The 26,092-nt window shown below is 61.9% G+C and carries 19 protein-coding genes; 11 read left to right on the forward strand and 8 right to left on the reverse strand.

Going from position 1 to position 26,092, the window contains the following annotated elements:
- Positions 1–90: 90 nt before the first annotated feature.
- Complete coding sequence (locus tag HXW87_RS13500) at positions 91–4,560, forward strand: hemagglutinin repeat-containing protein (protein ID WP_239779057.1); 4,470 nt, start codon at positions 91–93, stop codon at positions 4,558–4,560.
- 139 nt (positions 4,561–4,699) lie between these two features.
- On the opposite strand, the gene nhaA is transcribed toward HXW87_RS13500, so the two are convergent.
- Entirely contained in the window at positions 4,700–5,908 is a 1,209-nt protein-coding gene (gene nhaA, locus HXW87_RS13505; RefSeq protein WP_239779154.1) for a Na+/H+ antiporter NhaA, read from the reverse strand.
- Between the two features lie 215 nt (positions 5,909–6,123).
- On the opposite strand from nhaA, the gene HXW87_RS13510 reads away from it, so the two are divergent.
- The 3 genes from HXW87_RS13510 to HXW87_RS13520 all read left to right on the forward strand — a co-directional run bounded on the left by HXW87_RS13510 (position 6,124) and on the right by HXW87_RS13520 (position 10,170).
- Complete coding sequence (locus HXW87_RS13510; RefSeq protein ID WP_047295156.1) at positions 6,124–6,624, forward strand: sigma-70 family RNA polymerase sigma factor; 501 nt, start codon at positions 6,124–6,126, stop codon at positions 6,622–6,624.
- 40 nt (positions 6,625–6,664) lie between these two features.
- Complete coding sequence (locus tag HXW87_RS13515; protein ID WP_239779058.1) at positions 6,665–7,648, forward strand: FecR family protein; 984 nt, start codon at positions 6,665–6,667, stop codon at positions 7,646–7,648.
- 98 nt (positions 7,649–7,746) lie between these two features.
- On the forward strand, positions 7,747–10,170 hold the full coding sequence (locus tag HXW87_RS13520) for a TonB-dependent receptor (protein WP_239779059.1): 2,424 nt from the start codon (positions 7,747–7,749) through the stop codon (positions 10,168–10,170).
- A gap of 117 nt (positions 10,171–10,287) precedes the next feature.
- Here HXW87_RS13520 and HXW87_RS13525 read toward each other — a convergent pair whose 3' ends face one another.
- The gene (locus HXW87_RS13525) at positions 10,288–11,439 is read right to left on the reverse strand and encodes an MFS transporter (protein ID WP_239779060.1); all 1,152 of its coding nucleotides are present in this window, start codon (positions 11,437–11,439) and stop codon (positions 10,288–10,290) included.
- A 239-nt stretch (positions 11,440–11,678) separates the two neighbouring features.
- Between HXW87_RS13525 and HXW87_RS13530 the strand changes: the two genes are divergently transcribed.
- Complete coding sequence (locus HXW87_RS13530) at positions 11,679–12,659, forward strand: diaminopimelate epimerase (RefSeq protein WP_239779061.1); 981 nt, start codon at positions 11,679–11,681, stop codon at positions 12,657–12,659.
- Positions 12,660–12,825: 166 nt separating this feature from the next.
- On the opposite strand, the gene codA is transcribed toward HXW87_RS13530, so the two are convergent.
- The 4 genes from codA to HXW87_RS13550 form a co-directional block, all read right to left on the reverse strand.
- Complete coding sequence (gene codA / locus HXW87_RS13535) at positions 12,826–14,073, reverse strand: cytosine deaminase (protein ID WP_239779062.1); 1,248 nt, start codon at positions 14,071–14,073, stop codon at positions 12,826–12,828.
- Positions 14,074–14,087: 14 nt separating this feature from the next.
- On the reverse strand, positions 14,088–15,359 hold the full coding sequence (gene codB, locus HXW87_RS13540) for a cytosine permease (RefSeq protein WP_182404215.1): 1,272 nt from the start codon (positions 15,357–15,359) through the stop codon (positions 14,088–14,090).
- A gap of 496 nt (positions 15,360–15,855) precedes the next feature.
- Positions 15,856–16,212 (reverse strand): 6-carboxytetrahydropterin synthase QueD, encoded by a 357-nt coding sequence (queD, locus tag HXW87_RS13545; RefSeq protein WP_003223505.1) that lies wholly within the window; start codon positions 16,210–16,212, stop codon positions 15,856–15,858.
- 95 nt (positions 16,213–16,307) lie between these two features.
- Positions 16,308–17,387 (reverse strand): patatin-like phospholipase family protein, encoded by a 1,080-nt coding sequence (locus HXW87_RS13550; RefSeq protein WP_047295142.1) that lies wholly within the window; start codon positions 17,385–17,387, stop codon positions 16,308–16,310.
- 217 nt (positions 17,388–17,604) lie between these two features.
- Between HXW87_RS13550 and HXW87_RS13555 the strand changes: the two genes are divergently transcribed.
- The 4 genes from HXW87_RS13555 to HXW87_RS13570 are packed head-to-tail and all read left to right on the forward strand — an operon-like array spanning position 17,605 to position 20,206.
- Positions 17,605–17,913, forward strand: a complete 309-nt coding sequence (locus tag HXW87_RS13555; protein ID WP_041070839.1) for a PepSY domain-containing protein — start codon at positions 17,605–17,607, stop codon at positions 17,911–17,913.
- The gene (locus tag HXW87_RS13560) at positions 17,913–18,224 is read left to right on the forward strand and encodes a PepSY domain-containing protein (protein WP_041070842.1); all 312 of its coding nucleotides are present in this window, start codon (positions 17,913–17,915) and stop codon (positions 18,222–18,224) included. The genes HXW87_RS13555 and HXW87_RS13560 overlap by 1 nt, the downstream gene beginning before the upstream one ends.
- Before the next feature lie 3 nt (positions 18,225–18,227).
- Positions 18,228–18,896: a response regulator transcription factor gene (locus HXW87_RS13565; protein ID WP_041070845.1), complete on the forward strand. Its 669-nt coding sequence runs from the start codon at positions 18,228–18,230 to the stop codon at positions 18,894–18,896.
- A complete protein-coding gene (locus tag HXW87_RS13570; RefSeq protein WP_239779063.1) occupies positions 18,893–20,206 on the forward strand; it encodes a sensor histidine kinase in 1,314 nt (437 codons plus the stop codon). Before HXW87_RS13565 ends, HXW87_RS13570 begins: the two co-directional genes overlap by 4 nt.
- A 125-nt stretch (positions 20,207–20,331) precedes the next feature.
- Here the strand turns inward: HXW87_RS13570 and HXW87_RS13575 are convergent, their stop codons facing one another.
- Together HXW87_RS13575 and HXW87_RS13580 are read right to left on the reverse strand one after the other, a co-directional pair.
- Positions 20,332–22,479: a methyl-accepting chemotaxis protein gene (locus tag HXW87_RS13575; RefSeq protein ID WP_239779064.1), complete on the reverse strand. Its 2,148-nt coding sequence runs from the start codon at positions 22,477–22,479 to the stop codon at positions 20,332–20,334.
- Between the two features lie 64 nt (positions 22,480–22,543).
- Positions 22,544–22,699 carry a hypothetical protein gene (locus tag HXW87_RS13580; protein ID WP_236170371.1) on the reverse strand — a complete coding sequence of 52 codons (156 nt, stop codon included), beginning with the start codon at positions 22,697–22,699 and terminating at the stop codon, positions 22,544–22,546.
- A gap of 145 nt (positions 22,700–22,844) precedes the next feature.
- Here HXW87_RS13580 and HXW87_RS13585 point away from each other — a divergent pair, with 145 nt between their 5' ends.
- Both HXW87_RS13585 and HXW87_RS13590 read left to right on the forward strand, forming a co-directional pair.
- Positions 22,845–24,161 (forward strand): Na+/H+ antiporter NhaC family protein, encoded by a 1,317-nt coding sequence (locus HXW87_RS13585; protein WP_041070854.1) that lies wholly within the window; start codon positions 22,845–22,847, stop codon positions 24,159–24,161.
- A gap of 161 nt (positions 24,162–24,322) precedes the next feature.
- Positions 24,323–26,005, forward strand: a complete 1,683-nt coding sequence (locus HXW87_RS13590) for a methyl-accepting chemotaxis protein (protein ID WP_239779065.1) — start codon at positions 24,323–24,325, stop codon at positions 26,003–26,005.
- The last annotated feature ends 87 nt before the right edge of the window (positions 26,006–26,092 follow it).

Genomic DNA, 26,092 nt, shown 5'->3' on the forward strand with positions numbered 1-26,092 from the left:
GTGAACAAACAGCCGTCGGATCTGAGCGCGACAGCCACGGCCAACACTCAATCGCGCGCCGTGATGCCGTACTTACATGGAGACGTTTTTATGCCAGCACACACCTTTGCATTTCATCTTTCTCCTCGGGGCAAACTGCGCTGGGCGATCGCCAGCCTGTTCTTCGCCGTGCACCTGCCGACCGCTATCGCCGGCGGTGTGGTGGTCGCACCCGGCCCCGGCGGTACCGCGCAATTGCAGACCCAGGGCGGCGTGCCCATCGTCAATATCGTCGCACCCAACGGCTCGGGCCTGTCGCACAACCAGTTCCTCGACTACAACGTCGACCGTCAGGGTCTGGTGCTGAATAACGCCTTGCAGGCCGGGCAATCGCAGCTCGCCGGGCAACTGGCGGCCAACCCGCAACTGCAGGGGCAGGCGGCGAGCGTGATCCTCAACGAGGTGATCAGCCGTAACCCTTCGGCGATCAATGGCGCCCAGGAAATCTTCGGCCGCGCTGCCGATTACGTGCTGGCCAACCCCAACGGCATCTCGGTGAACGGCGGCAGTTTCATCAACACGCCGAACGCCAGTCTGCTGGTCGGTCGTCCTGAATTGAACGACGGCAAACTGCAAGCGCTGAACACCCGCGACGCCAGTGGTCAGTTGCAGATCCACAGCGGTGGCCTGCGCAACGCTGAAGGCTCGATCAACCTGATCGCCCCGCGTATCGACAGCCAGGGCCGCATTGATGCCCGCGATCAACTCAACCTCACGGCGGGGCGCAATCAGGTGGATTACGCCAGCGGTCAGGTAAAAACCGTGGACCCGGCGGGCAACACCACCGATCAACGCATCGACGCCAGCCTGTTCGGTGCGATGCAGGCCGGGCGCATCAATATCGTCAGCACCGCCGAAGGCGCGGGCGTGCGTGTGGGTGCGGTACAAGTGGCCGGGCGTGACGGCGTGCAGATCCGTTCGGCTGGCGACCTGAGTGTCAGCGGTGAAGCGATCCCCAACAGCCTCGACGTGACCCGTGCCGGCATTCGCAGCAGTCAGGGCGATGTCGGCCTGCACAGCGGCAACGATCTGACATTGGCCGCCACCGACGTCAGTGGTCGCGATGTCAGCGTCAATGCCAAGCGCAACCTGACCTTGAGTACCGTCGAAAGCCACAAGCTTCAGGAAAAGCGCGAAAACTGGAGCAACAGCACCATCGGCATCACCTGGGAAACCTACGACCGCACCCAGACCGACAGTGAAACTCGCCAGCACGGCAGCCAGATCGTCGCCAGCCGCGATGCGAAATTGTCTTCCGGCAAAGACACCGAACTCAAAGCCGCCAAGGTTGAAGCGGCGAAAAATCTCGATGTGCACAGCGTCGGTGATCTGCGCCTGACTGCGGCCACCGAACGCCATACTCAGACCGATCAGGGCAACCATCGCAAGCATTTGTGGAAGGCTGACTGGAACAGCAGCAGCGAAGAACAGCGCAGCCTTGGCAGCCAGTTGCAGGGTGACAATATCGCGCTGCAAACCGCCGCGTTGTTGCGTTCCGAAGGCGCCGAACTGAACAGCGCCGGCGATGTGAAACTGGCGGGCAAGCAAGTGGACGTCACCACCGCCACGCGCACCAGTCGCAGTAATAACAACAGCTACTCAGGCGACCTGGTTGGTGGCGGATTCTTCGGCAAGACCGGAGACGCCGACAAGGGCCAGACCCGACATCAGGGCAGCAAAATCAATGCGGCCGGCAAACTGATCGTCAAGGCTGATGATGTGCGCATCAGCGGCAGCCAGGTCCGTGGCGGCACCGAGGCCAGCGTTATCAGTGATCAGGGTTCGCTGGTGATCGACGGCGTGCAGGACACCTCGCACAGCAACAACCACGACAAGGACAGCAAGTTCTTCGGCATCACCAAGGACGAATCGCGGCAGAACGCCAGGGACAGCACCACGGTGCGCAGCGAGCTGGTTTCCGACAGCAACCTCAAGCTCAAAAGCGCCAAGGACATCGAAGTGGCCGGCTCCACGGTCAAGGCTGGCGGCGCGCTGACGGCGGACGCAGCGGGTGATGTGAACGTGCATTCCACGCAGAACAGCCACGACAGCAGCTCTACCACCGAGACCCGTGGCTTCGATGCCTACGCCAAAGAGCAAACGCCGGAGCAATACCGCGCCGGGGTGCACTACGAAGACAAGCAGCAGACCGTCACCCGCAACGACGTCAACCAGCAAGGCTCCAGCCTCAGCGGCGCCAGCGTGCAGGTAAAGGCCGGCGGCGATCTGACCATCAAGGGCGGTGAAGTCAAATCCACGGCCGGCGACACCACACTGAGCGGCAATAATGTGTCGTTGCTGGCCGAACAGGACAGCCACAAAACTTCGACCGATACCTCCAGCACCGGCGGTGGTTTCTACTACACCGGTGGCCTCGACCGCGCCGGCAGTGGTGTCGATTTTGCCCACAGCACCACGCAAGACAGCAGCAGCAAAACCACCGCGCAAACCACCAGCGTGCAGAGCAGCGGCGGCTTGACCCTCAACGCCGACAAGCTGGTGACCGAAGGCGCGCAGGTCAAGGCTGGCAACGGTCTGAACGTCACGGCCAACGAAATCGACAACCGCGCCGCCAGCAACACCGAAAGCAGCAGCCATAACCAGAGCAACTGGTCGGCGGACATCGGCGCCAATGTCGAGTACAAGGACATCGCCCGCCCGATTGCCGGTGCGGTCAAGGATGTGCTCAACGGCAAGGTGCCGGACAAGGAAGCCCTGAGCAATCTCGGCCAGCCAAACGTTGGTCTCGACGTGGCGATCGGTCACGGCAGCGCTGACAAGACCGAGCACAACAGCAACGCCGTGGTCAGCCGTTTCGACGGCGGCAGTGTCGAGGTGAAAACCGCCGGCACCCTGCACGACCAGGGCACTCAGTACAGTGCGAGCAACGGCAAGGTCAACATCAACGCCGACACACTGGTTGCCGATGCCGCGAGCAACACTCACGGCAGCACCGATAACTCAGTCGATGCCAAGGTCGACGTGCGCGTTTACACCAAGACCGGCGAAGACGTGAACGTCGCCGGCAGCGGTGCGGGCGGCAACAGCTACAGCAGCAAGGACAGCAGTACGGCGGTGGTCGGCGGGTATGCCGGCAATCAGGGCGTGAACATCAACGTTGGCGCAGATGCGCAGTTCGCTGGCAGCCGTGTTGACGGCGGGCAGGGCGGGGTGAGCATCAAGACCGGCGGCGATCTGGCGCTGAATCAGGCCAGTGACCGCCAGAGCAGCAGCGACTCCAGCCTGCGCGGCAACGGCTCGCTGACGGTCGGCACCTTGCCGGGCACCGACGGCACCAACGTCGATCTCGGCGCTGGCTTCCAGCTAGACCATACCGGCAAGCAGACCACTGACACTCAGGCTCACGTCGCGAGCATCAGCGGCATTGGCCCGGTGCAACTGAGCAGTGGCGGCAATCAGGTTCAGCAAGGCACGAAGATCGACAGTGCCGGCGGCATCGATCTGCACGCTGACGGCAAGCTTGATCTGCAAGCGGCCGTTGATACCCACACCGCGACCGGCAGCAATCTCGGCGGCGGCTTGAAAGGCGGCGGCAGCAAATCCAGCAGCGAGAAGAGTCGCGATCAGGGCGCTAATCTGAGCGGCAACTTCAACATCGGTCGGGTCAATGAACACTCGCAAACCCTGACCGGTGGTCAGCTCAACAGCCAGAGTAACGTCGTGTTGAGCGGTGATGCGGTGCACCTGCAAGGCACGCAAGTCAGCGCGCCGAACGTCAGCATCAATGCGCAGAAGGGCGGTTTGGTTCAGGAGTCGGCGCAATCTACCGAGACGCGCAACAACTGGAGCGTTGCGCTGAATGCCGGCGGCAACCTGAGCAGCAAGACCCCGACCGCTGCCGATGAAAAGGCCAGCAGCGACCACGGCTTCAACGCCGGGGCCAAGGTCGGCGTCGATTACCTGCAAGGCACCACCCAGCAGAACAGCCAGATCAAGGCTGACAGCGTGGTCCTCAACAGCGCAGGCGATGCACAACTGTCGGGGGCGCGGATCGACGCGAACACTGTCAGTGGCAAGGTCGCCGGTGATCTGACCGTCGACAGCCGTCAGGACTCGAAGACGCAAGCCAGGGTCGATGTCGATCTGGGCCTGACCGCGAAGAAGAACCCGCCGAGTGACAAGGAAAAACTCGCCGGCACCGACTACAAACCAACGCTGAAGGCGCAGGGCGAATACGCGCACAAGGACAGCGTGGCGCAGGCGTCCGGCATCAGTGGCAATCAGGGGGTGAACCTTGCGGTGGACGGCGCGACACAGCTGACCGGCGCGCAGATTTCATCGGCTGAAGGCAAGGTCGATCTGGGCGGTTCAAAGGTCGGTAGCCGTGACTTGGTCAACCGTGAATACGGCGTGAAAGCCGGACTGGACCTGCCGCAGAAAGCCGAGGAGAACGCACCGAAGGTGTCGTTCGATAACGGCCACCTGAAAGTCGGTCCGGTGACCCTGAGTGGCAACCTGGATAGCCAGACCCTGCAGGCCGGAATCGACGAAAAAGGCTGAGCATTACCGCTGTAAAAAACTGTGGGAGTGAGCCTGCTCGCGATAGCGTCAGTTCAGTCAGCGAAACTGTTGACTGAACCAGCGCCTTCGCGAGCAGGCTCGCTCCCACATTGTTATTTATTTCGATGAGATCTTGAGGTCAGTTCGACGCCTTCGCCTTACCCGCATTCATCAGCACGACCACCGCCAGCAGCGCCGACAGGATCGAACCCAGCAACACACCGACCTTCACCGAATCGACCAGATGCGGCGCGCCCGGAAAGGCCAGTGCGCCAATGAACAGGCTCATGGTGAAGCCGATCCCGCAGAGCAGGGCGACGCCGTACAGTTGCAGCCAGCTCGCGCCTTGCGGCAGTTGCGCCAGACCACTGCGAATCGCCAGGGCGCCGAGGCCGAGGATGCCGATCTGCTTGCCGAACAACAGGCCCAACGCGACGCCCAGCGGCACCGGCTCAAGCAGGTTGCTCGGGGAAATGCCGCTCAATGACACGCCCGCGTTGGCGAAGCCGAAGATCGGCACCACGGCGAACGCCACCCACGGATGCATTTTTTCTTCGAGGTAGAGCAGCGGCGAGTTGTGCTCGTCTTCCGGGTTACCCAGCGGAATGCACAGGGCCAGAATCACCCCGGCGAGAGTCGCGTGGATCCCCGATTGCAGCATGAAGAACCACAGCAGGGCGCCAGCGATCAGGTACGGCCACAGCTTTCTGACGCCGCAGCGGTTGAGGATCACCAGCAATGCGATCACCGCCAACGAGGCCAACAGCATGCTTATCGACAGGCCGCTGGTGTAGAAAATCGCGATGATCACCACTGCACCCAGATCATCAAGAATGGCCAGCGCGGAGAGGAAAATTTTCAGCGACACTGGCACCCGTTTGCCCAGCAGCGACAGTACGCCCAAAGCGAAAGCAATGTCGGTGGCCGCGGGGATCGCCCAACCGCTGAGGGTCTGCGGATTGCCCCAGTTGATCGCGACGTAGATCAGGGCGGGCACCAGCATCCCGCCCAGCGCGGCAAAGCCCGGCAGCGCGCGCTGCCCCCAGGTCGACAACTGACCGGCGAGCATTTCGCGCTTGATCTCCAGGCCCACCAGCATGAAGAAGATCGCCATCAGGCCATCATTCACCCAATGCTCGATCGACAGACCAGCGACTTTGATGTGCAGGGTCGAGAAGTAGCTGGCCGCCCAAGGCGAATTGGCGACCAGCAGCGCGGCGAGGGCGGCGGCCATCAGGATCAGGCCACCGGCGGACTCGGCGGCGAAAAATCGGGAAAGAAAGGCCAAAGCAGACGGCGACTGCTGACGGGCAGGGGCAGCCTGCGGGCGTGACGGATCGTGGCTCATAGGCACGGGAACTCCGCGCGGCGGCCCGACCTGCGCTGAATTAAACCTGCCCTGCCGCGTTGTTGCGGTGGCACCCGGGCGGCATTTTACACAATAGGTGGGGGAAGGCGCGTTTTTACTGACGATTACCCTTGAATCGAGCGTTTCCAAGGAATGAATTGCCGGGCTTAATAGGAAGCATTACTATTCACGCCTCTTTCCCCCAGCACGCTGTCATGAACCCCATGCTGCCCCGCAGACCCGGCTTTTTCGAGCATTACGAAGAGTTGATCGGCACCTGGACCCGGCGCCTGCGCAATCGCGCGCAGGCCGAGGATCTGGCGCACGACACCTTTGTGCGGGTGCTCGAATCCGATTCGGCAGCGGTGCAGCAGCCACGGGCGTATTTGCACCAGACCGCACGCAATATCGCGGTCGACGGTTATCGGCGTGAGGATCGGCGGGAAGCCATGGAGTCGCAGGCGATCGATCACAGTGTGTCGTCAACCGGCGACCCGGAGCATTACATGCAGGCGATCCAGTTGGCCGACTCCATCGAACGGGCGCTGCAGGAACTGCCGCTCAATTGCCGGAGGATTTTCGTCTGGCAGAAGATCGAAGGGCTGACTCAGGCCGAAATCGCCGAACGCCTGGGACTGTCCAGGAACATGGTCGAAAAATATATGATTCGCACCCTGCGGCACCTGCGCGACCGTCTCGATGGCATGCAGTCATGAGCGGCCGCCGCTTTTCATCCCCAGCCCGACAGGACATTCCATGATGGATACCCGTGATTGCGCGTGCGGGCAAACAACGGTGCGCGATGAGGCGGCACGCTGGTTTGTGCGTTTGCAGGAACCGCTGATCAGTGCCGACGAGCAGCAGCGCTTCGACGCCTGGCTGAACCAGCATCCGCAGCACCGTGATGAATTCCAGTTGCTGCAAGGTCTGTGGACCGCAGCCGATCTGTTACCGGCGCCACGCCTCAAGGCGCTTGTTGAAACACCGTCAACCCGCCGCGAGCGACGTCCTTTACGGCGTTATGCCGTGGCCGCCAGCGTGTTGGTGGTGGCGCTCGGGCTCGGTCTGTTCAGTGGTTTGAATCATCCGGGCGGCTATCACGCCGAGTTCGCCACGGCGCTGGGCGAACGCAAGCATGTGGCGTTGCCGGACGGTTCAGTGATTGATCTGAACAGCCGCAGCCGTCTGCAGGTGCGTTTTGAGCAGGATCGGCGCCTCATCGAATTGAGTGAAGGTGAAGCGATGTTCAGCGTTCAGCACGACACCGCGCGACCGTTCGTGGTCGAGACCGGTAGTGGCAAGGTCACGGTCACCGGGACCCGTTTCGATGTGCGCCGCGATGCCACGCAAACCCGGGTTGCGGTGGAGCAGGGCACGGTCAAGGTGCAGGGGCGCAATGCACCGGACAATGCTTTCATCAACCTGACCGCAGGCTTCGGCACCCATGTCGACGCCGAGGGCAAAGTCGCTGCGGCCTATGCGGTCAACCCCGTCGAACTGACGGCCTGGCGCAGCGGCAAACTGGTGTTCAACAACGCCAGCCTCAGCGAAGTGGTGGCGGAGGTTTCGCGTTATCGCGACAAACCGCTGAAGGTCGCCAACACGACGGTGGCCAACCTGCGCCTGACCAGCGTGTTCAAATCCGACAATACCGACGCCTTGCTCAAGGCCTTGCCAAACATCCTGCCGGTGGCCGTACGCACCTTGGCCGATGGCAGTCAGGAAATAATTTCCAAATAACATTCAGGTTTTTTTCGAGTTCATCGTCTTCCTGTTCAACTGCAACTGGTTTGCATTAACAGACGCACACTCTTGCGATCCACAGGACTACGTTCGACGTGAAAAACACCTCAGCCCACAACAAAAAATCCCCTTGGCTGCCGCTGGCTCTCGCGCTGGCGGTCAATGCCGCCGTACCGCTGGCCTTCGCCGCTGAAGCCATTCACATCCGCGCCCAGCCGCTGGGCCAGGCCCTGAGCGAACTCGGCCAGCAAACTTCGCTGCAGGTTTTCTTCAGCCCGGAGCTGGTCGCTGGCAAACAGGCACCAGCGGTCGACGGCAACCTTTCTCCCGAGCAAGCGCTGCGCCAATTGCTCCAGGGCAGCGGCCTGGACTATCAGATCAACGATGGCTCGGTGACTTTGGCTCCGGCCGCAACTGCCGCCAGCAATGGCCCGCTGGAACTGGGCGTGACCGACATCAAAGTGGTCGGCGACTGGCTCGGTGACGCTGATGCCGCAGTGGTGCAGAACCACCCGGGTGCGCGTACGGTGATCCGCCGCGAAGCCATGGTCGAGCAGGGCGCGATGAACGTCAGTGATGTGCTCAAGCGCGTGCCCGGCGTGCAGGTGCAGGACTCCAACGGCACCGGCGGCAGCGACATCGCGCTGAACGTTGGCGTGCGTGGTCTGACTTCACGACTGTCGCCACGCTCCACGGTGTTGATCGACGGCGTGCCGGCCGCGTTCGCACCGTATGGCCAGCCGCAACTGTCGATGGCACCGATCTCTTCCGGCAATCTCGACAGCATCGATGTGGTGCGTGGCGCCGGTTCCGTGCGTTATGGGCCGCAGAACGTCGGCGGCGTGATCAACTTCGTCACCCGCGCCATCCCGGAAAAAGCCACCGGGGAAATCGGCACCACCCTGGAAACCTCCCGTTACGGCGGCTGGAAACACATCGACACGGCGTTCCTCGGCGGCACCGCCGACAATGGCATGGGTGTGGCGTTGTTGTATTCCGGGGTCAACGGCAACGGTTACCGCGAGCGCAACAACGGTAACGACATCGACGATGTGCTGCTCAAGACGCACTGGGCGCCGACCGATCAGGACGATTTCAGCCTCAACTTCCATTACTACGACGCCAGCGCCGACATGCCCGGCGGTCTGACGCAGAAACAGTACGACGACAAGCCGTACGACTCGGTGCGCGATTACGACAACTTCAGCGGTCGGCGCAAGGACGTATCGTTCAAGTGGATTCGCCAGATCGACGAGCGTACCCAGGCAGAAATCCTGACCTATTACACCGACAGTTTTCGCGGCAGCACCATCGCCGCCCGCGACCAGAGAACCCTCAGCTCGTACCCGCGTTCCTACTACACCCTCGGTGTCGAGCCGCGTGTGTCGCGGGTGTTTGATGTCGGCCCGACCACTCAGGAAGTCAGCGTCGGTTATCGCTACCTGAAAGAGGCGATGCACGAGCAGTCGAGCCGTCTGGCGCTGGTCAACAATCAGCCGGTGGTCACCCCGACCTCCGATGGCCATGTGTTCCAGGACCGCACCGGTGGCACCGAAGCCAACTCGGTGTACGTCGACAACAAGATCGACGTTGGCAACTGGACCATCACCCCGGGCATTCGCTTCGAACACATCAGCACCGACTGGCATGACCGCGCCGTGCTCGACACCGCAGGCAAGCGCGTGCCGGAGAAAAACCGCAGCATCGAAAGCAACGAACCGCTGCCGGCACTGAGCGTGATGTATCACCTGTCGGATGCATGGAAACTGTTCGCCAACTACGAAACCTCGTTTGGCAGCCTGCAGTATTTCCAGCTCGGCCAGGGCGGCTCGGGTGACCAGACCGCCAACGGCCTGGAGCCGGAAAAGGCCAAGACCTACGAGATCGGCACACGCTACAACGATGATGTGTGGGGCGGGGAAGTGACGCTGTTCTACATCGACTTCGATGACGAACTGCAATACATCAGCAACGATGTCGGCTGGACCAACCTCGGCGCGACCAAGCATCAGGGCATCGAAGCGTCGGTGCATTACGACATGGCCGCGCTCGATCCACGCCTTGACGGGCTGACCGCCAACGCCGGTTTCACTTACACCCGCGCGACCTACGAGGGTGAGATTCCGGGCTTCAAGGGCCGTGATCTGCCGTTCTATTCGCGGCAGGTGGCGACCGTGGGGCTGCGTTACGACATCAACCGCTGGACCTACAACATCGACGGTTTCGCCCAGTCCAAACAGCGCGCCCCTGGCACCGGCATGAACGCCGACGGCAGCTTCAACGGCAATTACATCACCGAAGGCTCGGCAGACGGGCAGTACGGCGATATTCCCGGCTACATGACGTGGAACGTGCGCGGCGGGTATGACTTCGGGCCGCAGGTGTCGAACCTGAAGCTCGGCGCCGGGGTGAAAAACGTCTTCGACAAGCAGTATTTCACCCGCTCCAGCGACAACAACTCGGGGATGTATGTCGGTGCGCCACGGACATTCTTTGTACAGGCCAGCGTCGGTTTCTGATAACGCCTGACCCTGTGGCGAGGGAGCTTGCTGCCGCTGGACTGCGCAGCAGGCCCGATTTTTTGGGGGCGCTCCGCAACCCGGCGGGAGCAAGCTCCCTCGCCACAATGATGGGGTTCAGACCTTGAGAACCTTGCCGCCGATGGCGACGGCCACCAACAGCAGCGCCATCAACCCGAAGGCAAAACTCAGACTGCTGGCATGCGCGACAAAGCCGATCACCGCCGGTCCCGCCAGAATCCCTGCGTAGCCCAGGGTGGTAATGGCTGGCACCGCGATGCTCTCCGGCATCACCGTCTGCTTGCCCACCGCCGTGTACAGCACGGGCACGATGTTCGAACAACCCGCACCCACCAGTGCGTAACCGACCAATGCCGCTTCCCAGCTCGGCGCGAATGTCGCGAGAAACAGACCTGCAGCTGCCAACAGACCACCAAACAGAATGATCCGCGTTGCACCGACAGTCCGCACGATCCGGTCACCCATCAAACGTCCGGCCGTCATGGTCAATGCAAACGCCGCATAACCCAATCCCGCGTACGCCGTGTCGATCCCGCGCTCCTGCGCAAGAAACACCGCACTCCAGTCCAGCGCCGCGCCTTCGGTGAGGAACACGATGAAGCACATGCCGCCGATGAACAGCACAATGCCGTGGGGAATGGCGAAGGCGGGTCCCGAGCTTTCACTGCCGTACGGCAACATGTGCGGTACACACTTGAACAGCGCGCCGGCCAACACCGCTACCACTACCAGCATCGCTGCCAGCGGCGTCAGACCGAGGCCGAGCAGGGCACTGACCCCCGCTGCGCCGACAATCCCGCCAAGGCTGAACAGGCCATGAAAGCCCGACATCATGTGCTTGCCGCTGGCCCTTTCGACGATCACCGCTTGCAGGTTGACGGTCGAATCCACCGTGCCCAGACCGGCACCGAACATGAACAGCGTGGCGATCAGCGCCGGAACCGACGATACCGTTGCCAGCAACGGCAGCGCCGCGCAGATCAGCAGAGTGCCGCCGGTGGCGACTTTGCGGCAGCCGAAGCGCGTGGCGAGAATCCCCGCCAGTGGCATTGCGAGAATCGAGCCGACGCCGAGGCACAACAGCAGCAGGCCCAACGTACCTTCGTCGAGCCCGGCGCGGGCCTTGGCGTACGGCACCAATGGCGCCCACGCGGCAATGCCCACGCCGGCGATGAAGAAAGCGATGCGCGTCGACATCTGCTGCAGGCGTCCGGGGACGAAAGTGTCTTGGGGGTTGAGGCTGGTCATATCGATCCTTGGCAAAAAACGTCGCGTCCCCCGAATGACAGTCATCGCGCGGCGAGGTTCGATCGCAGGTCTCGGGGCGGGGCAGCCGACATCCTAACCTGTAGGCATGAGACTGTTCGCGATAGCGGTGGATCAGGCAATGAACAGGGCGCCTGACAGCCCGTTATCGCGAGCAGGCTCACGCCGACAGGGGATCGCGGTTTAAAGTGAGTGCTTCCACAAGACGAACAGGGGCGGTGATGACGCAGTTCTACGATGCGCGGGGCAATATATACGGGGTGATTTCGCCGCAGGCACTTCGTGAGTCGGGGATCGATTTGCCGATGGGAGCCGCGCAATGTGCGGTGTCGAGACCGTCCTGGAGTCAGGCGGCCATTGCCCTGTGTTGCGACTGGCCCGAGGGCCAGCGTCGGGTGGGGAGCAAGTCGCACCGCAGCGACGGTCTGTTGATTGGCCCGTTCCAGTCAGCGCCGCCGTTCGACGTGCTGATCGTCAACACTGACGGCACCTTGGCCGAGCGCAGTGGCAATGGCCTGACAATTTTTTCCCAGTCGTTGCTGGAGCAAGGGCTGATGCCGCCGGAAGGGTCGTCGCTGCGAGTGCATCACGATAAGGGTGTTGCCGTGGAAACCTCGGTGAAACCGGCCGTAGTCGAAGGCGTGAACGGTTTCTGGCTGGACCTTGGTCAACCGGGCTTCGGGCCTTCAGCGGTGGGTGCGCAGCAGGTTGAAAAGTGCGTGTTCAATGGTCATGAGGTGAGCCACGTAGCACCATTGGCACAACTCGATTCCGCGTGGCAGCGCAGTCAGTTCGTGCGCATCGGCAATCCGCATTGCGTAACGTTGTTGACCGACATCGCCGAATTGCCGAGCAACTCACAAATGCGCCAATCGCCATGGGCCGAAGGCCTGACCCGAATCGCCTACGCGATGCCGACGGGCGCCGGCCAGCCATGCCCGGCGGGCGTCAATCTGCAATGGGCCGCGCTTGAGTCAGCGCAGCGCATCGTCGCCCGAGTGTTCGAGCGTGGTGAAGGACCGACGGCGTCTTCCGGTACCAGCGCCAGTGCAGTGGCCTGTGCCGCATGGGCAGTGGGTTGGGTGGCGAGTGGGGAGGTGCACGTCGTCATGCCGGGCGGGACGGCGCCGGTGTTGCTTGAAGAAGAGCGGGGCGAATTGATGCGGGTCAGGTTGTTTGGCACGGCTCGCTTGATCGGTTGAAGCGGTGATTGCCTTCGTTGGCAAGCCAGCTCCCACAGGGCAATGCATAGCCATGCAGGCTCGTGAGCATTCTGTAGGAACTGCCGCAGGCTGCGATCTTTTGATCTTGTTTTTAGAATCAAAAACAAAGATCGCAGCCTGCGGCAGCTCCTACAGGAAATGGCGGTCAGTTAAGAGGGTTGTTGAACTCCACCACCGGCATCTGCCGCTTCATCAGCACCTTGCCGCCGCGAATCGAATACAGCGGCAGACCCTGGCTGCGGATCACTTCGTAATCGCTGTCCGCCGACAGAATCAACAGGTTGGCCGGACGCCCCTGTTCCAGGCCGTAACGCTCGCCCAGGTGCATGGCCTTGGCGCTGTTGTCGGTGACCAGATCCAGCGCGTTCTGCAGGTTGCGATAGCCGAGCATATGGCAAATGTGCAACCCGGCCTCAAGCACGCGCAGGATGTTGCCGTTGCCCAGCGGGTACCACGGATCAACGATTGAATCCTGGCCAAAACACACGTTCATCCCGGCCTCCAGCAGCTCGTTGACCCGGGTCACGCCCCGGCGTTTCGGGAAGTTGTCGAAACGCCCCTGCAAGTGAATGCTTTCGGTCGGGCACGAGACGAAACTGATCCCGGAATGACCGAGCAAACGGAACAATTTCGCGCAGTAAGCGTTGTCGTAAGAGCCCATCGCCGTGGTGTGGCTGGCCGTGACCCGCGCCCCCATGTCGCGGCTGCGGGCCTCTTCGGCGAGTACCTCAAGAAAGCGCGAATGGGGGTCATCGGTTTCGTCGCAATGCACATCGACCAGGCAACCGGTGCGTTCGGCCAGGTCCATCAGAAACTTCACCGAACTGACGCCCTGATCGCGGGTGTACTCGAAATGCGGAATGCCGCCAACCACATCGGCGCCCATGCGAATCGCTTCTTCCATCAGCTCGCGACCGTTGCGGTACGACTCGATGCCTTCCTGTGGGAACGCGACGATTTGCAGGTCGATCAGATGCCGGGTTTCTTCGCGCACTTCGAGCATCGCCTTGAGCGCGGTGAGCTGCGGGTCGGTGACGTCGACGTGGGTGCGCACGTGCTGAATGCCGTGAGCGGCCAAGGCTTGAATGGTCTTCCTGGCGCGGGTTTTGGTGTCTTCTTCGGTGATGGTGACCTTGCGTTCGCCCCAGCACTCGATGCCTTCAAACAGTGTGCCACTCATGTTCCAGCGCGGCTCACCGGCCGTCAGCGTGGCGTCGAGGTGGATGTGTGGCTCGACAAAGGGCGGCACCACCAGATTGCCGCCGGCGTCGAGGTCGCCGGGGTTGAGGCTCGGGGCTTCGGTCTGGCGGCCGATGCTGCGGATCAGGCCGTCTTCCAGGTGCAATTCGTGCAAACCTTCCTGGTTGCGCAGCCGGGCGTTGATGATATGCATCAGGCGAATCCTTCTTATAGGTCTGGTAGTGGCGCACTGGCGCGACGGGCGCCGAGCAGGCCGGTAACGATGACATACGTTAGCGCGGCGGCGGCAATCCCTACCAGCGGTGCGACCCACGGCGAGTGGAACGCGGCGAGCGTACCGACCGCGTAAGCCCCCAGCCCCGGCCAGTTGAACGCCGGCAGCCGTGTGTCGGCCAGACGCGGATAGCGCCCGCGCCAGCGGAAGAAAAAGTCGGCCATGATCACCCCGCCAATCGGTGGAATCACCGTGCCCAGCAGGATCAGGTACGGCACCAGCATGTCGTACATGCCCAGCAGCGCGAGCAGGGTGCCGATCACCGCGCCGGCCAGGGTCACGGTCTTGCGCCGCCCGGTGCGCAGCAGGTTGCAACCGGCGACGGCGAAGTTATAGATGGTGTTGTCCTGGGTGCTCCAGATATTCAGCAACAGCATGGCCATTGCGGCCATGGCGAAGCCTTGCAGCAGCAACACTTCAACCACGTCGGGCTGCTGATAGACGATTGCGCCGTAGGCACCGATCAGCACCATCAGGCCATTGCCGATGAAAAATCCGATCAGGCTCGCCAGCACGGCAACCCGTGCCGAGCGCGAGAAACGTGTCCAGTTGGTGGCCTGCGTCGCGCCGCTGACGAAGGTGCCGAACACCAGCGTGATCGCGGTCGACCAGTCCAGTGAACCGCTCGGCACCACCGCCAGCAAACCATCGAGGCCACCGACTTTCACGGTCGCCACCCACATCGACAGCATCAGCAGCAACATCATTGCCGGCACCGCGATGTACGACAGGATCTCCAGGCCGCGATAACCAACATACGCCGTGGCGCAGAACACCAGGCCGAACAGCACCATCAGGCCCAGCACCGTGCCTTGCTCCAGCGCGAAGTATTTGCCAATCACCACCGCGGCGGTTGCAGTGCCCCAGGCGTACCAGCCGATCTGGGTAAATCCCAGGATCAGGTCACTGAGTTTGCTGCCGACCTCACCAAAACAGAAACGCCCCATCAGCACCGAATTAAGGCCGCTTCTGAAGGCGATGTAACCCAGACCTGCCGCGTACAGCCCGAGCAGCAGGTTACCGACGATGATCACCGCCATCATCTCGCCAAAATTGAAGGCCACGCCGAGCTTGCCGCCGGCAAACATGGTTGCGGTGAAAAATGTGAATCCCAGTAACACCATGGCGGTCGAGGCCAGGCCTTTTCGCGCATGCATCGGGACTTCGCTGAGGGGGTAGTCGTTGCCGGGATCGTTCTGCGTCATGGGGCGTTCCTTGCTGAAGAGGGGGGGACGCGAAGCACGTTGCAGTGGTCGTGCCAAATCCGGTTGGCGCGGGTTATGTAGAGACGAGACACGTGGATTGGCGCGAAAGCGGTGCAACCGAATGTACCCGGGCCCAATGTGGGAGCGAGCCTGCTCGCGAAGGCGGCGCGTCAGGCGACATCTGCAATGGCTGATATTCCGTTTTCGCGAGCAGGCTCGCTCCCACAAGGGCTGGGTGTTGGGTCAGAGGAATCTGAGCAGGGCGGCGATGACCGCTTCCGGGGCGTTTTCCTGGACAAGGTGTCCTCTTGGCGGGTTTGAGCCAAAAAGCATAGGCATAAAAAAACAGCCGCGAAGGCTGTTTTCTATTTCCCTGACAAAACACCATTCCCTGTGTAGGAGCTGCCGCAGGCTGCGATCTTTTGATTTTGAATTTAAAAAACAAGATCAAAAGATCGCAGCCTGCGGCAGCTCCTACAAGGGGATTTGTGTTCAATCATTCACCGCGATAGATGCAACCGCTGGTGCAGGTCTCGTGAATGCGGATCGCGCTGAGTTCCGGCAGCAGTGGCTTCATTTCATTCCAGATGAATTTGGCCAGCACTTCGCTGGTCGGGTTCTCCAGGCCAGGAATGTCGTTCAGGTAGTTGTGATCCAGACGCTCGTACAGCGGCTTGAAGATCGCCTTGATCTCGGAGAAATCGCGGATCCAGCCCGTGTGCGGATCGAGGTCGCCGCTCAGGTGAATCGCCACCTTGAACGAGTGGCCGTGCAGGCGTCCGCACTTGTGGCCGTCCGGGACGTGCGGCAGGCGGTGGGCGGATTCGAAAGTAAATTCCTTGAAGATTTCCACAGTATTTTCGGCTCTGTTCAGGTGGCGTTCGCCGCAGCGATTCGGGCAGGCGGCGAGTTTACCAGCTTGTGTTTGGCGATGCGGGAAAACACTGACTAAAGGGTCAGCAAGCGCTCGGCGAGGCGACCGCTGGCGGTCAATTCGAGAAACTCGTCGCCCAGGCGGCGGCTTTCGTCCATCGCCGCGTGCCAGTATTTCTGCCGGCTCGGCGCATCGCCCATGAAGCGCTTGAAGTCGTTACGATCCGGCAGTTTGCCGTAGGGCAGGCGCGCCAGATAGTCCTTCGAAGGCGCCAGTAACAGCACGTCCTGCAAGCGCTCGACCGAGGCGCGGCGCCAAGGCAGGGTCTTGTCAAACCAACCCGGGATCACCCGGTCGGTGAAGTGCGGATAGAGCACGATGCCATCGCCACTGTAGGGCAGGTCGAGGTGATAATCGAGCAGACCGCCATCGCGGAAGGTGCCGGCACCGGCACCCGGCAGGTCGCGCACGCCTTCCATGACCATCGGGATCGAACCGGACGCCAGCAGCGCCTGGCGCAGGTTGCCCGCATTGAGGGCGACAAAGCGTGACGGAAAGTCATTCAACGCATTCACCGGTGGGGCGAGGCGCGGATCGTGAACGATCAGGCGTTCGAAGTGCCGCGACAGCCGTGCGCGACCGCGCAGGTTATCGGCGATCACCGAGCCCAGCGCCAGGCCGAGGCGACCGCGATGATCGTCGGCCAGGCGTCCGTGGCTTTTCACGACCATGATGTTCAGGCGGTAGTCGGCGTTGTTGAGGATGCTGGCGTCGCGGCCGTCGAGCAGGTCATTGAGCATGCGCTGCGAGCTCGCGCTGATCTCGGCCATGGTCACGCCTTTGTTGAAATTCTGCTCGGCGTACAACTGACCGAGCCGGCGGATGCCTTCAGCGGCGTCCGGCAGGCAGGCGCTGGCGAAGCGCCAGGAACCGACCGAGGCACCGATCAGCGAGCGCTCACGCGGCGCGCTCGGCAGCCATTCGCCGAACAACGCCAGGTCCAGCCCCTGAATCCCCAGCGCCTTCGGCCCTCCGGCCGCACCGGGCAGGGTGCCGACGTCGGCGGCGTTCAGGCCTTCGGCACGAATGCGCGCCATGGCCCGAGGGCCGGCCTTGAGGGTGAGGGCGGGGAACTTGATGTGAATGGCAGTCATACCGGTCTCGATCGTTAGCAAGCGAACAATTATAAGCACATGTTACCGAACTCTGTAGGAGCTGCCGCAGGCTGCGATCTTTTGATTTTTAAAGGCAAGATCAAAAGATCGCAGCCTGCGGCAGCCCCTACAGGGGCAATGATGGCAATTCAGTTTCAGTTAAGTTGATCCCGCTAAGGTGCCCACCGTAGCTGCACATAAAAATACGGAGACATCCATGAAAACCCTGACTGCCCTGTCCATTGCCGCGATCATCGGTCTGACCGCCAGCCTCGCCCATGCCCGCGATCTTGGCCCCGACGAAGCCCTGCGCCTGCGCGACGCTGGTACTATCGTCTCCTTCGAGAAGCTCAACGCCACGGCGCTGACCAGACATCCGGGGTCGACCATCACCGATACCGAGCTGGAAGAGCAGTACGGCAAGTATGTCTACCAGGTCGAAATGCGTGATCCACAAGGGCTTGAGTGGGATCTGGAATTAGACGCGGTGACTGGGCAGGTTCTCAAGGATCATCAGGATACGTAATGAAGGTTAATGTTCGCGCCACCAGCCGCACGGCGTTGGCGCTTGTGATTGTTTGCTCGGCGGCGATGGCCCGCGATCTCGATCAGGACGAGGCGCTGCGGCTGCGGCAGCAGGGGGTGATCCTGCCGCTGGAGCAGGTGCTGCAACAGGCGCTGGATCGCTACCCCGGCGCGAAACTGCTGGAAGTCGAGCTGGAGGAAAAGCACGACGTCTACGTGTATGAAGTCGAGCTGCTGACCGTCGAGGGCGTGGCGCGCGAGCTGCACCTGAAGGCCGATACTGGCGAATTAGTTAAAGACAAGGAAGATTGACCGATGCGTTTGCTTCTGGTGGAAGACCACGTGCCGCTGGCTGACGAATTGATCGCCGGCCTGCAGCGCCAAGGCTACGCGGTGGACTGGCTGGCGGACGGACGCGATGCGGTGTATCAGGGCAGCAGCGAGCCGTATGACCTGATCATTCTCGACCTTGGTCTGCCTGGCGTTCCCGGGCTGGAGGTGCTGGCGCAATGGCGCGCCGGTGGCCTGTCGACCCCGGTGTTGATCCTTACCGCCCGCGATTCCTGGGCCGAGCGCATCGAAGGCCTGAAGGCCGGCGCCGACGATTACCTGACCAAACCGTTTCACCCTGAAGAGCTGCACCTGCGCGTGCAGTCGTTGCTGCGCCGCTCCAAGGGCCAGGCCAACCAGCCGACGCTCAAGGCCGCCGGCCTGCATCTGGACGAAGGTCGCCAGTGCGTGATTCGTGACGGCAGCGAGATTCAGCTGACCGCCGCTGAATTCCGCCTGCTGCGTTATTTCATGCTGCACCCGGAACAGATCCTGTCGAAAACCCACCTCGCCGAGCACCTCTACGACGGCGAGACCGAGCGTGACTCCAACGTCCTCGAAGTCCACGTCAACCACCTGCGGCGCAAGCTCGGCAAATCGGTGATCGAAACCCGGCGGGGCCAGGGTTACCTGTTCGGCGGGCAGGCTTCGTGAGGTCGATCCAGCGCCGTTTGAGCCTGGGTTTGATCAGCGTGATGGTGATCGTCGGCCTGGTACTGGCGCAAACCAGCCTGTGGTTGTTCGAAGTCGGTTTGCAGCGTTATCTCGAAGCCGGCCTGCGCAACGACAGCGAAAGCCTGCTGGTGGCGCTGGTGCGTGGCCCGCAAGGTTTGCAACTGGATGAGCGGCACCTGTCGCCGGCCTATCAGCGACCGTTTTCCGGGCATTACTTCCGCATCGATTTTGCCGACAGCCACTGGCGCTCGCGTTCGCTGTGGGATCAGGATCTGCCACTGCTGGAGCACCCGGGTTTGCACAGCAATTTGCAACTGGGGCCGGACGGTCAGCAGTTGCTGGTGTTGCGTTCGGATTATCGGCGTTTGGGGCAGTCAATCTCCATCAGCGTCGCCCAGGATTACACCCCGGTGCGCGAGAGTTTCCAGCGTATGCGCCAGATCGGCCTCGGGCTGGGCCTGGCCGGCTTGCTGCTGATTCTGCTGCTGCAACGGTTGACGGTGCGTCGCGCGCTCAAGCCGCTGGACCGCGCGCGCGAGCAGATCGCCCAGTTGCAACAGGGCCAGCGCTCGCAACTGGACGATCAGGTGCCGGTCGAGCTCGAGCCGTTGGTGGCGCAGATCAACCATTTGCTGGCGCACACCGAAGACAGTCTCAAGCGCTCGCGCAATGCATTGGGCAACCTGGGACATGCGCTGAAGACCCCGCTGGCGGTGCTGCTGAGTCTGGCCTCGAACGAAAAACTCGACGCCCATCCAGAGCTGCGCAAGATCCTCAAGGAGCAACTGGAGCAGGTGCAACAGCGGCTCAATCGCGAACTCAATCGCGCACGTTTATCCGGTGATGCACTGCCCGGTGCGCTGTTTGATTGTGATGCGGAACTGCCGGGGCTGCTGGCGACGTTGAACATGATTCACGGCGAGCATCTGACGTTGAGCTACGTCGCGCCGCCGGGGCTGCAATTGCCCTGGGATCGCGAGGACTTGCTGGAGCTGCTCGGCAACCTGTTGGACAACGCCTGCAAATGGGCGGATGCCGAGGTGCGGCTGAGCGTGATCGAACGAACGGACGGCTTCGCCCTGAGCGTGGAAGACGATGGCCCGGGGATTCCCGAAGAACAGCGCACTCAGGTGTTCAGCCGTGGCACGCGGCTCGACGAGCAGACTGACGGGCATGGTCTGGGGCTGGGGATTGTCCGGGATATTGTCGAGACGTGGGGCGGGTTGCTGGTGCTGGGCGAGAGCGAGTGGGGCGGGTTGAAGGTGGTGATCGAGTTGCCCAAACGCTAACCCCGGTTCCCCACAAACCCCCTGTAGGAGCTGCCGAAGGCTGCGATCTTTTGATCTTGGTTTTTAAAAAATCAAAGTCAAAAGATCGCAGCCTGCGGCAGCTCCTACAGGCGAGGGTGATGCAGTCAGACCCGGAACTGATCCATCAGACTCTGCTGCTGATTCGCCAGGCTGTTCAGCGACTGGCTGACCCGCGCCGACTCATTGGCCTGTCCGGACAGCGACTCGGTGACGTCGCGAATGGTCGCCACGTTGTTGTTGATCTCCTCGGCCACCGCGCTCTGTTCTTCCGCCGCGCTGGCGATCTGCAGGTTCATGTCGCTGATCACCGTCACCGCATCGCCGATCTGGCGCAGTGCGGTCACCGCTTGACCGACCTGCTCGACACTGCCCTGCGCCTGACGATGGCTGTTGCCCATCGAACCGACCACATCCTGGGTGCCGGTCTGCAGTTGCTCGATGACCTGACGGGTTTCTTCCACCGACTCTTGCGTGCGGCGGGCGAGGTTGCGCACTTCGTCGGCGACCACGGCAAAACCGCGCCCGGCTTCACCGGCACGCGCCGCTTCGATTGCCGCGTTGAGCGCCAGCAGGTTGGTCTGTTCGGCGATGGCGCGGATGGTCTCCAACACGGTGCCGATCTTCTCGCTGTTGGCGGCCAGGCCTTCGACCTGCACCATTGCTGCGCTCATGTCGGCGGCGAGGGTGTCGATGCTCGCGGTGGTGCGGTCGATCACGGTCAGGCCCTGACGGGTGGCGTGGTCGGCGTCTTTGGCCGCTTCGGCGGCTTGCGCAGCACTGCGCGCAACATCCTGCGCGGTGGCGCTCATTTCGTGGGATGCGGTGGCGACCTGATCGACCTGACGGTATTGCTGCTCCATGCCGGCGCTGGTCTGAGTCGCGATGGCCGAGGACTGGTCGGCGGTGTTGCGCGCGTCCTGCACCGAGCGTTTCACTTCGGCGATGATCGGTTGCAACTTGTCGAGGAATTTGTTGAACCAGCCGGCCAATTGGCCGAGTTCATCTTTTTTGTCGTAGGCCAGGCGGCGGGTCAGATCGCCTTCGCCACTGGCAATGTCTTCAAGCATGTTGGCCACGCCGAGGATCGGTCTGGTCACACTGCGTGCCATCAGCCACACCAGCAACAGGCCGATCAGCGCCGCAAGCACGCCGAGGCTCAGTTCGATCAGGGTGCCGGAGTGGTTGCTCGCATCCAGTTGCTGTTTGAGTGCTTCGGCGCGGCTGACCAGCACCTTTTCCGGCACGTCGAGCAACACGCCCCACGACGGGCCGCCGGGGATCGGCTGGAACGGCGACAGCACTTTCAACTGGCCGTTGCTGTGCAGGCTGCTGACGCTGCTGCTGGCGCCGAGTTGACGCAGCAGTTCGGCGCCACTGACGGTGTCCACGGCATCCAGACGTTTGCTCAGCTTGCTGGCGTCCGGGCTGTAACCGGCGAGCAGGCCGGTGGGGCTGATGATGCTCACGGCGGTCTGGCCGTCGTAGAGTTTTTTGCTCGCGCCCTGGCTGATTGCCTGCAGGCTGTTGAGGTTGATGTCCACCGACAGCGAGGCGATGACTTTGCCGTTGACCATCAGCGGGAAGACGATGCTGGTCATCAGCACATTCTGGCCGTCGATCACATAGAAGTACGGTTCGATCACACACGGTTTGAGCGTGGTGCGCGGGCAGGTGAACCAGGCGTTGGCCGCCTGACCGCTGGGCCCGGTGCTGGTGTCGGTCATGTCGCTTTCCGGCAGGGCCATCGAGGTGACTTTGCCGGGAGTCGGTTGCGACCAGTAGAGGGCGAAGCGGCCCTTGTCGTTGCTGCCCAGCTCGGCCTGACCGGCGAACAGCTCATCCTTGCCGTCCAGCGCGTTGGCTTCGAACACCAGCGACAGGCCGAGCAGGTCCGGATTGGCCTGCAGCGCGGACTTGACCTGACGGGTCATGTCTTCGCGCAGGTCGAAGGCGTCGAGAAAGCGCTTCTCGGCCTGCTCGCGCAGGAACAGCACCTGACGCGAAAAACCGTGACCGTACTGATAGGCGTCCATGAACTGCTGGCGAATCCCGGCAGCCTGCACTTCGCCTTGCGATTCAATGCGCGCCTGGGCCGACTCGGTCAGCATCTCCATGCTCGACGCCTTCACCAGCTCGGAGCTGTGCTCCATGCGATACAGTGAAAGACCCACCAGCAGGGTCACGATGCCCGCCAGGCACAGGCCGGCGAGCAGGGTGATTTTCCATTGAATGGAAAGTTGTCTGAGCGACATGGAGACGTCCTTATTCGATAAATATCTGAGACTTTGCACTGTAACGGCCGCGTTTCGGCTTTCTTTATTGTTCAAGCGCAATATGACCGATTGCCGCATGCAACCAATCCCCTGTAGGAGCTGCCGAAGGCTGCGATCTTTTGATTTTGATTTTTAAAAACAAGATCAAAAGATCGCAGCCTTCGGCAGCTCCTACAGGGTGGTTCATCGGTTGTTGCATTCGGTTGCTTTGACACCATCGCCACTCTGCGGCACAGTGCGCGCCCTTCTAATAAGACCCTCTTTGCCAATCCGCCGGTTAACCGTTGGCGGACTCATCCTGTCTGGCGGTGGTGATGTCATCGCCGTGTTTTTGAGGTAATGAAATGAATGCAGTGATTGCTGCGGTCGGCATCATGCTGATCCTCAGCCTGTCCCGTGTGCATGTGGTGATCGCCCTGATCGTCGGTGCGCTGGTCGGTGGCCTGACCGGTGGTTTGGGCATCGATGCCACGCTCAAGGCGTTCAACAGCGGTCTGGGTGGCGGCGCAACCGTGGCCTTGTCCTACGCATTGCTGGGTGCGTTCGCCGTGGCGATTGCCAAGTCCGGCCTGGCCCATGCGCTGGCCGACAAGGCGCTGGCGATGGTCGATCGGCAACACGCGACCGGCGGCGGCAGCGTCAAATGGCTGCTGATCGGCCTGCTCTGGGTGGTAGCGATTGCCTCGCAGAACATTCTGCCGATCCACATTGCGTTCATTCCGCTGCTGGTGCCGCCACTGTTATATGTGTTGACCAAGCTGCAACTCGATCGCCGGTTGATCGCCTGCGTCATGACGTTTGGCCTGATCACTCCGTACATGTTCTTGCCGGTGGGCTTCGGCAACATCTTCCTCAATGAAATCCTGCTGGCCAACGTCGCGCGCAGCGGCGTCGACATCAGTGGCATCAACGTCACCCACGCCATGGGCATTCCGGCGCTGGGCATGCTGTTCGGCCTGGCCATGGCGTTCATCAGCTACCGCAAGAAGCGCGTCTATGATCTGCAGAAAATCGAGCAGGTCGAGCAAGTGGCCGTGCAGTACAACCCGCTGAGCCTGATGATCGCCGGTGTGGCGATTGCGGCGGCGTTCATTGTGCAACTGCTGTTGGACTCGATGATTATCGGGGCGCTGGTCGGTTTCCTGATTTTCTCGGTGTCCGGCATCGTCAAGTGGCGTGAGACCGATGACCTGTTCACCGAAGGCATGAAGATGATGGCGATGATCGGTTTCATCATGATTGCCGCGTCCGGGTTCGCCGAAGTGATGAAGGCCACCGGGCAAGTGCAGACCCTGGTCGAATCGTCGGCGTCGTGGATCAATCACAGCAAGGGCATCGGCGCGCTGTTGATGTTGCTGGTGGGGCTGCTGGTGACCATGGGCATCGGTTCGTCGTTCTCCACCGTGCCGATTCTGGCGGCGATTTTCGTGCCGCTGTGCGTGCAACTGGGTTTCAGCCCGCTGGCGATTGTCTGCATCGTCGGCACCGCCGGAGCCCTGGGTGACGCCGGTTCGCCCGCCTCGGACTCGACGCTGGGCCCGACTTCCGGCCTGAACATCGACGGTCAGCATCACCACATCTGGGACACCGTGGTCCCGACCTTCCTGCACTACAACCTGCCGTTGCTGGCGTTCGGCTGGGTGGCCGCGATGGTCCTCTGATTAAAAGCTGAAGATCAAAAGATCGCAGCCTTCGGCAGCTCCTACATCAATATCTGTAGGAGCTGCCGAAGGCTGCGATCTTTTTTTGGGTTCAACTTTTGCTCGCGCGTGCCGTTAACGCCTTTAACCACGCCAATAAAATCAAAAGAGTGAGCCCCCCAATGCGCTTGAGTCTCAAGGCCAAAGTCCTGTCCCTTGCCGTCCTGCCGGTGCTGCTCTTTGCGCTGGTCATCAGCCTGACCACGCTGTTCATCCTCCAGCAGCAGGCGCACACCGAGGTCGATCAGACCCGCGAACGCCTGCTCGCCGACGCCAAGGCCACGCTGCAAAGTTACGTCGCCGTGGCGATGACCACGATCAAACCGCTGTACGACGCGGCCGCCCCCGGGGATAACGCGGCGCGGGCGCAGGCGATCAAATTGCTGTCGGGCATCCGCTACGGCAAGGACGGCTATTTCTTCGGCTACGATTCCGAAACCGTGCGCCTGTTCAAGGCCAATGACCCGGAAGGTGTGGGCAAAAGCTTCAAGGACAACCGCGACCCCAACGGGGTTTACGTCAATCGCGGCCTGGTGAGCGTAGCGAAGGACGGCACCCACTATCTGCAATACAGCTCGCCACTGCCGGGCAATGCCAACGTGCTGGTGCCGAAACTCGGCTACACCGAATACCTGGCAAAGTGGGACATGGCGGTGGGCACGTCGGTCAACCTCGACGGCATTGAAGCGCAAGTGGCGGTGGTCGAGGCGCAGGTGCAGGAGCGTATGCAAGGCGTGATTCTCAGCATCGTCGGCGTGGCCGTTCTGGTGCTGTTGGTGATCGCCGCAGCGGGCATGCTGTTGGCCAACACCATTTTGCGGCCGCTGAACCTGATGAAAGCCAACCTCGACGACATCGCCGCAGGCGAGGGCGATCTGACCCGCCGGCTGAACATCAGCAGCCAGGATGAACTCGGCGAACTGGCCGGCTCGTTCAACCGCTTCGTCGACAAGATCCACGGCCTGGTGCGACAGATCACCGAGATGACCACGCAACTGACCGGCCTGGTGACCCAAGTGTCGGATCAGGCCCAGCGTTCCGATCAGGCGATGGAGCGTCAGCGTCACGAGACCGATCAGGTTGCCACGGCGATCAACGAAATGTCCGCCGCCGCCCAGGAAGTCGCCAAAAGCGCGCAGAACGCCGCGGTGGCCGCGCAGCAGACCGACGAGGAGGGCCAGAGCGCCAAGCGCGTGGTGGCTGGCAGCATCAAACAGATTCATGCGCTGGTGGATGACATTCGCAGCAGCGGCGTATCGCTCGACAGCCTGCAGCAAGACGTGTCGTCGATTGTAGGCGTGCTCGGAGTGATCCGCTCGATTGCCGAACAGACCAACCTGCTGGCACTGAACGCGGCAATTGAGGCGGCGCGGGCCGGGGAGGCCGGGCGTGGCTTTGCGGTGGTGGCGGACGAAGTGCGGGCACTGGCCAGCCGCACGCAGATCAGCACCCAGGAAATTCAGGGCATGATCGATCGTTTGCAGGCGGGCACGCAGTCGGCGGTCGAGGCGATGCGCCGCTCCAGCGAGGCGGGCGATGGCACCTCGGCGCAAGCCAATCAGGCTGGCGCGTCGCTGGATGCGATGGCCGAGCTGATTGCGACCATCAATTCGATGAACGCGCAGATCGCCAGTGCGGCGGAAGAGCAGACGGCGGTGGCCGAAGAGATCAACCGCAGCGTGCATCAGATCGCCGTGGCGGTGGACAGCGTGGCGGATGAGACCCAGTTGGGCGCGCAGACTTCGCGCAGTCTGGCGGAGCTGGGGCAGCGGTTGGGCAGACTGGTGGGGCAGTTCCGAATTTAACGTTTTAGCCGAACCGTGTAGGAGCTGCCGGAGGCTGCGATCTTTTGATCTTGCGTTAAAAGATCAAAGTCAAAAGTTCGCAGCCTT

The organism is Pseudomonas sp. Y5-11, from assembly GCF_022368695.1.
Classification (GTDB): Bacteria; Pseudomonadota; Gammaproteobacteria; order Pseudomonadales; family Pseudomonadaceae; genus Aquipseudomonas; species Aquipseudomonas parakoreensis.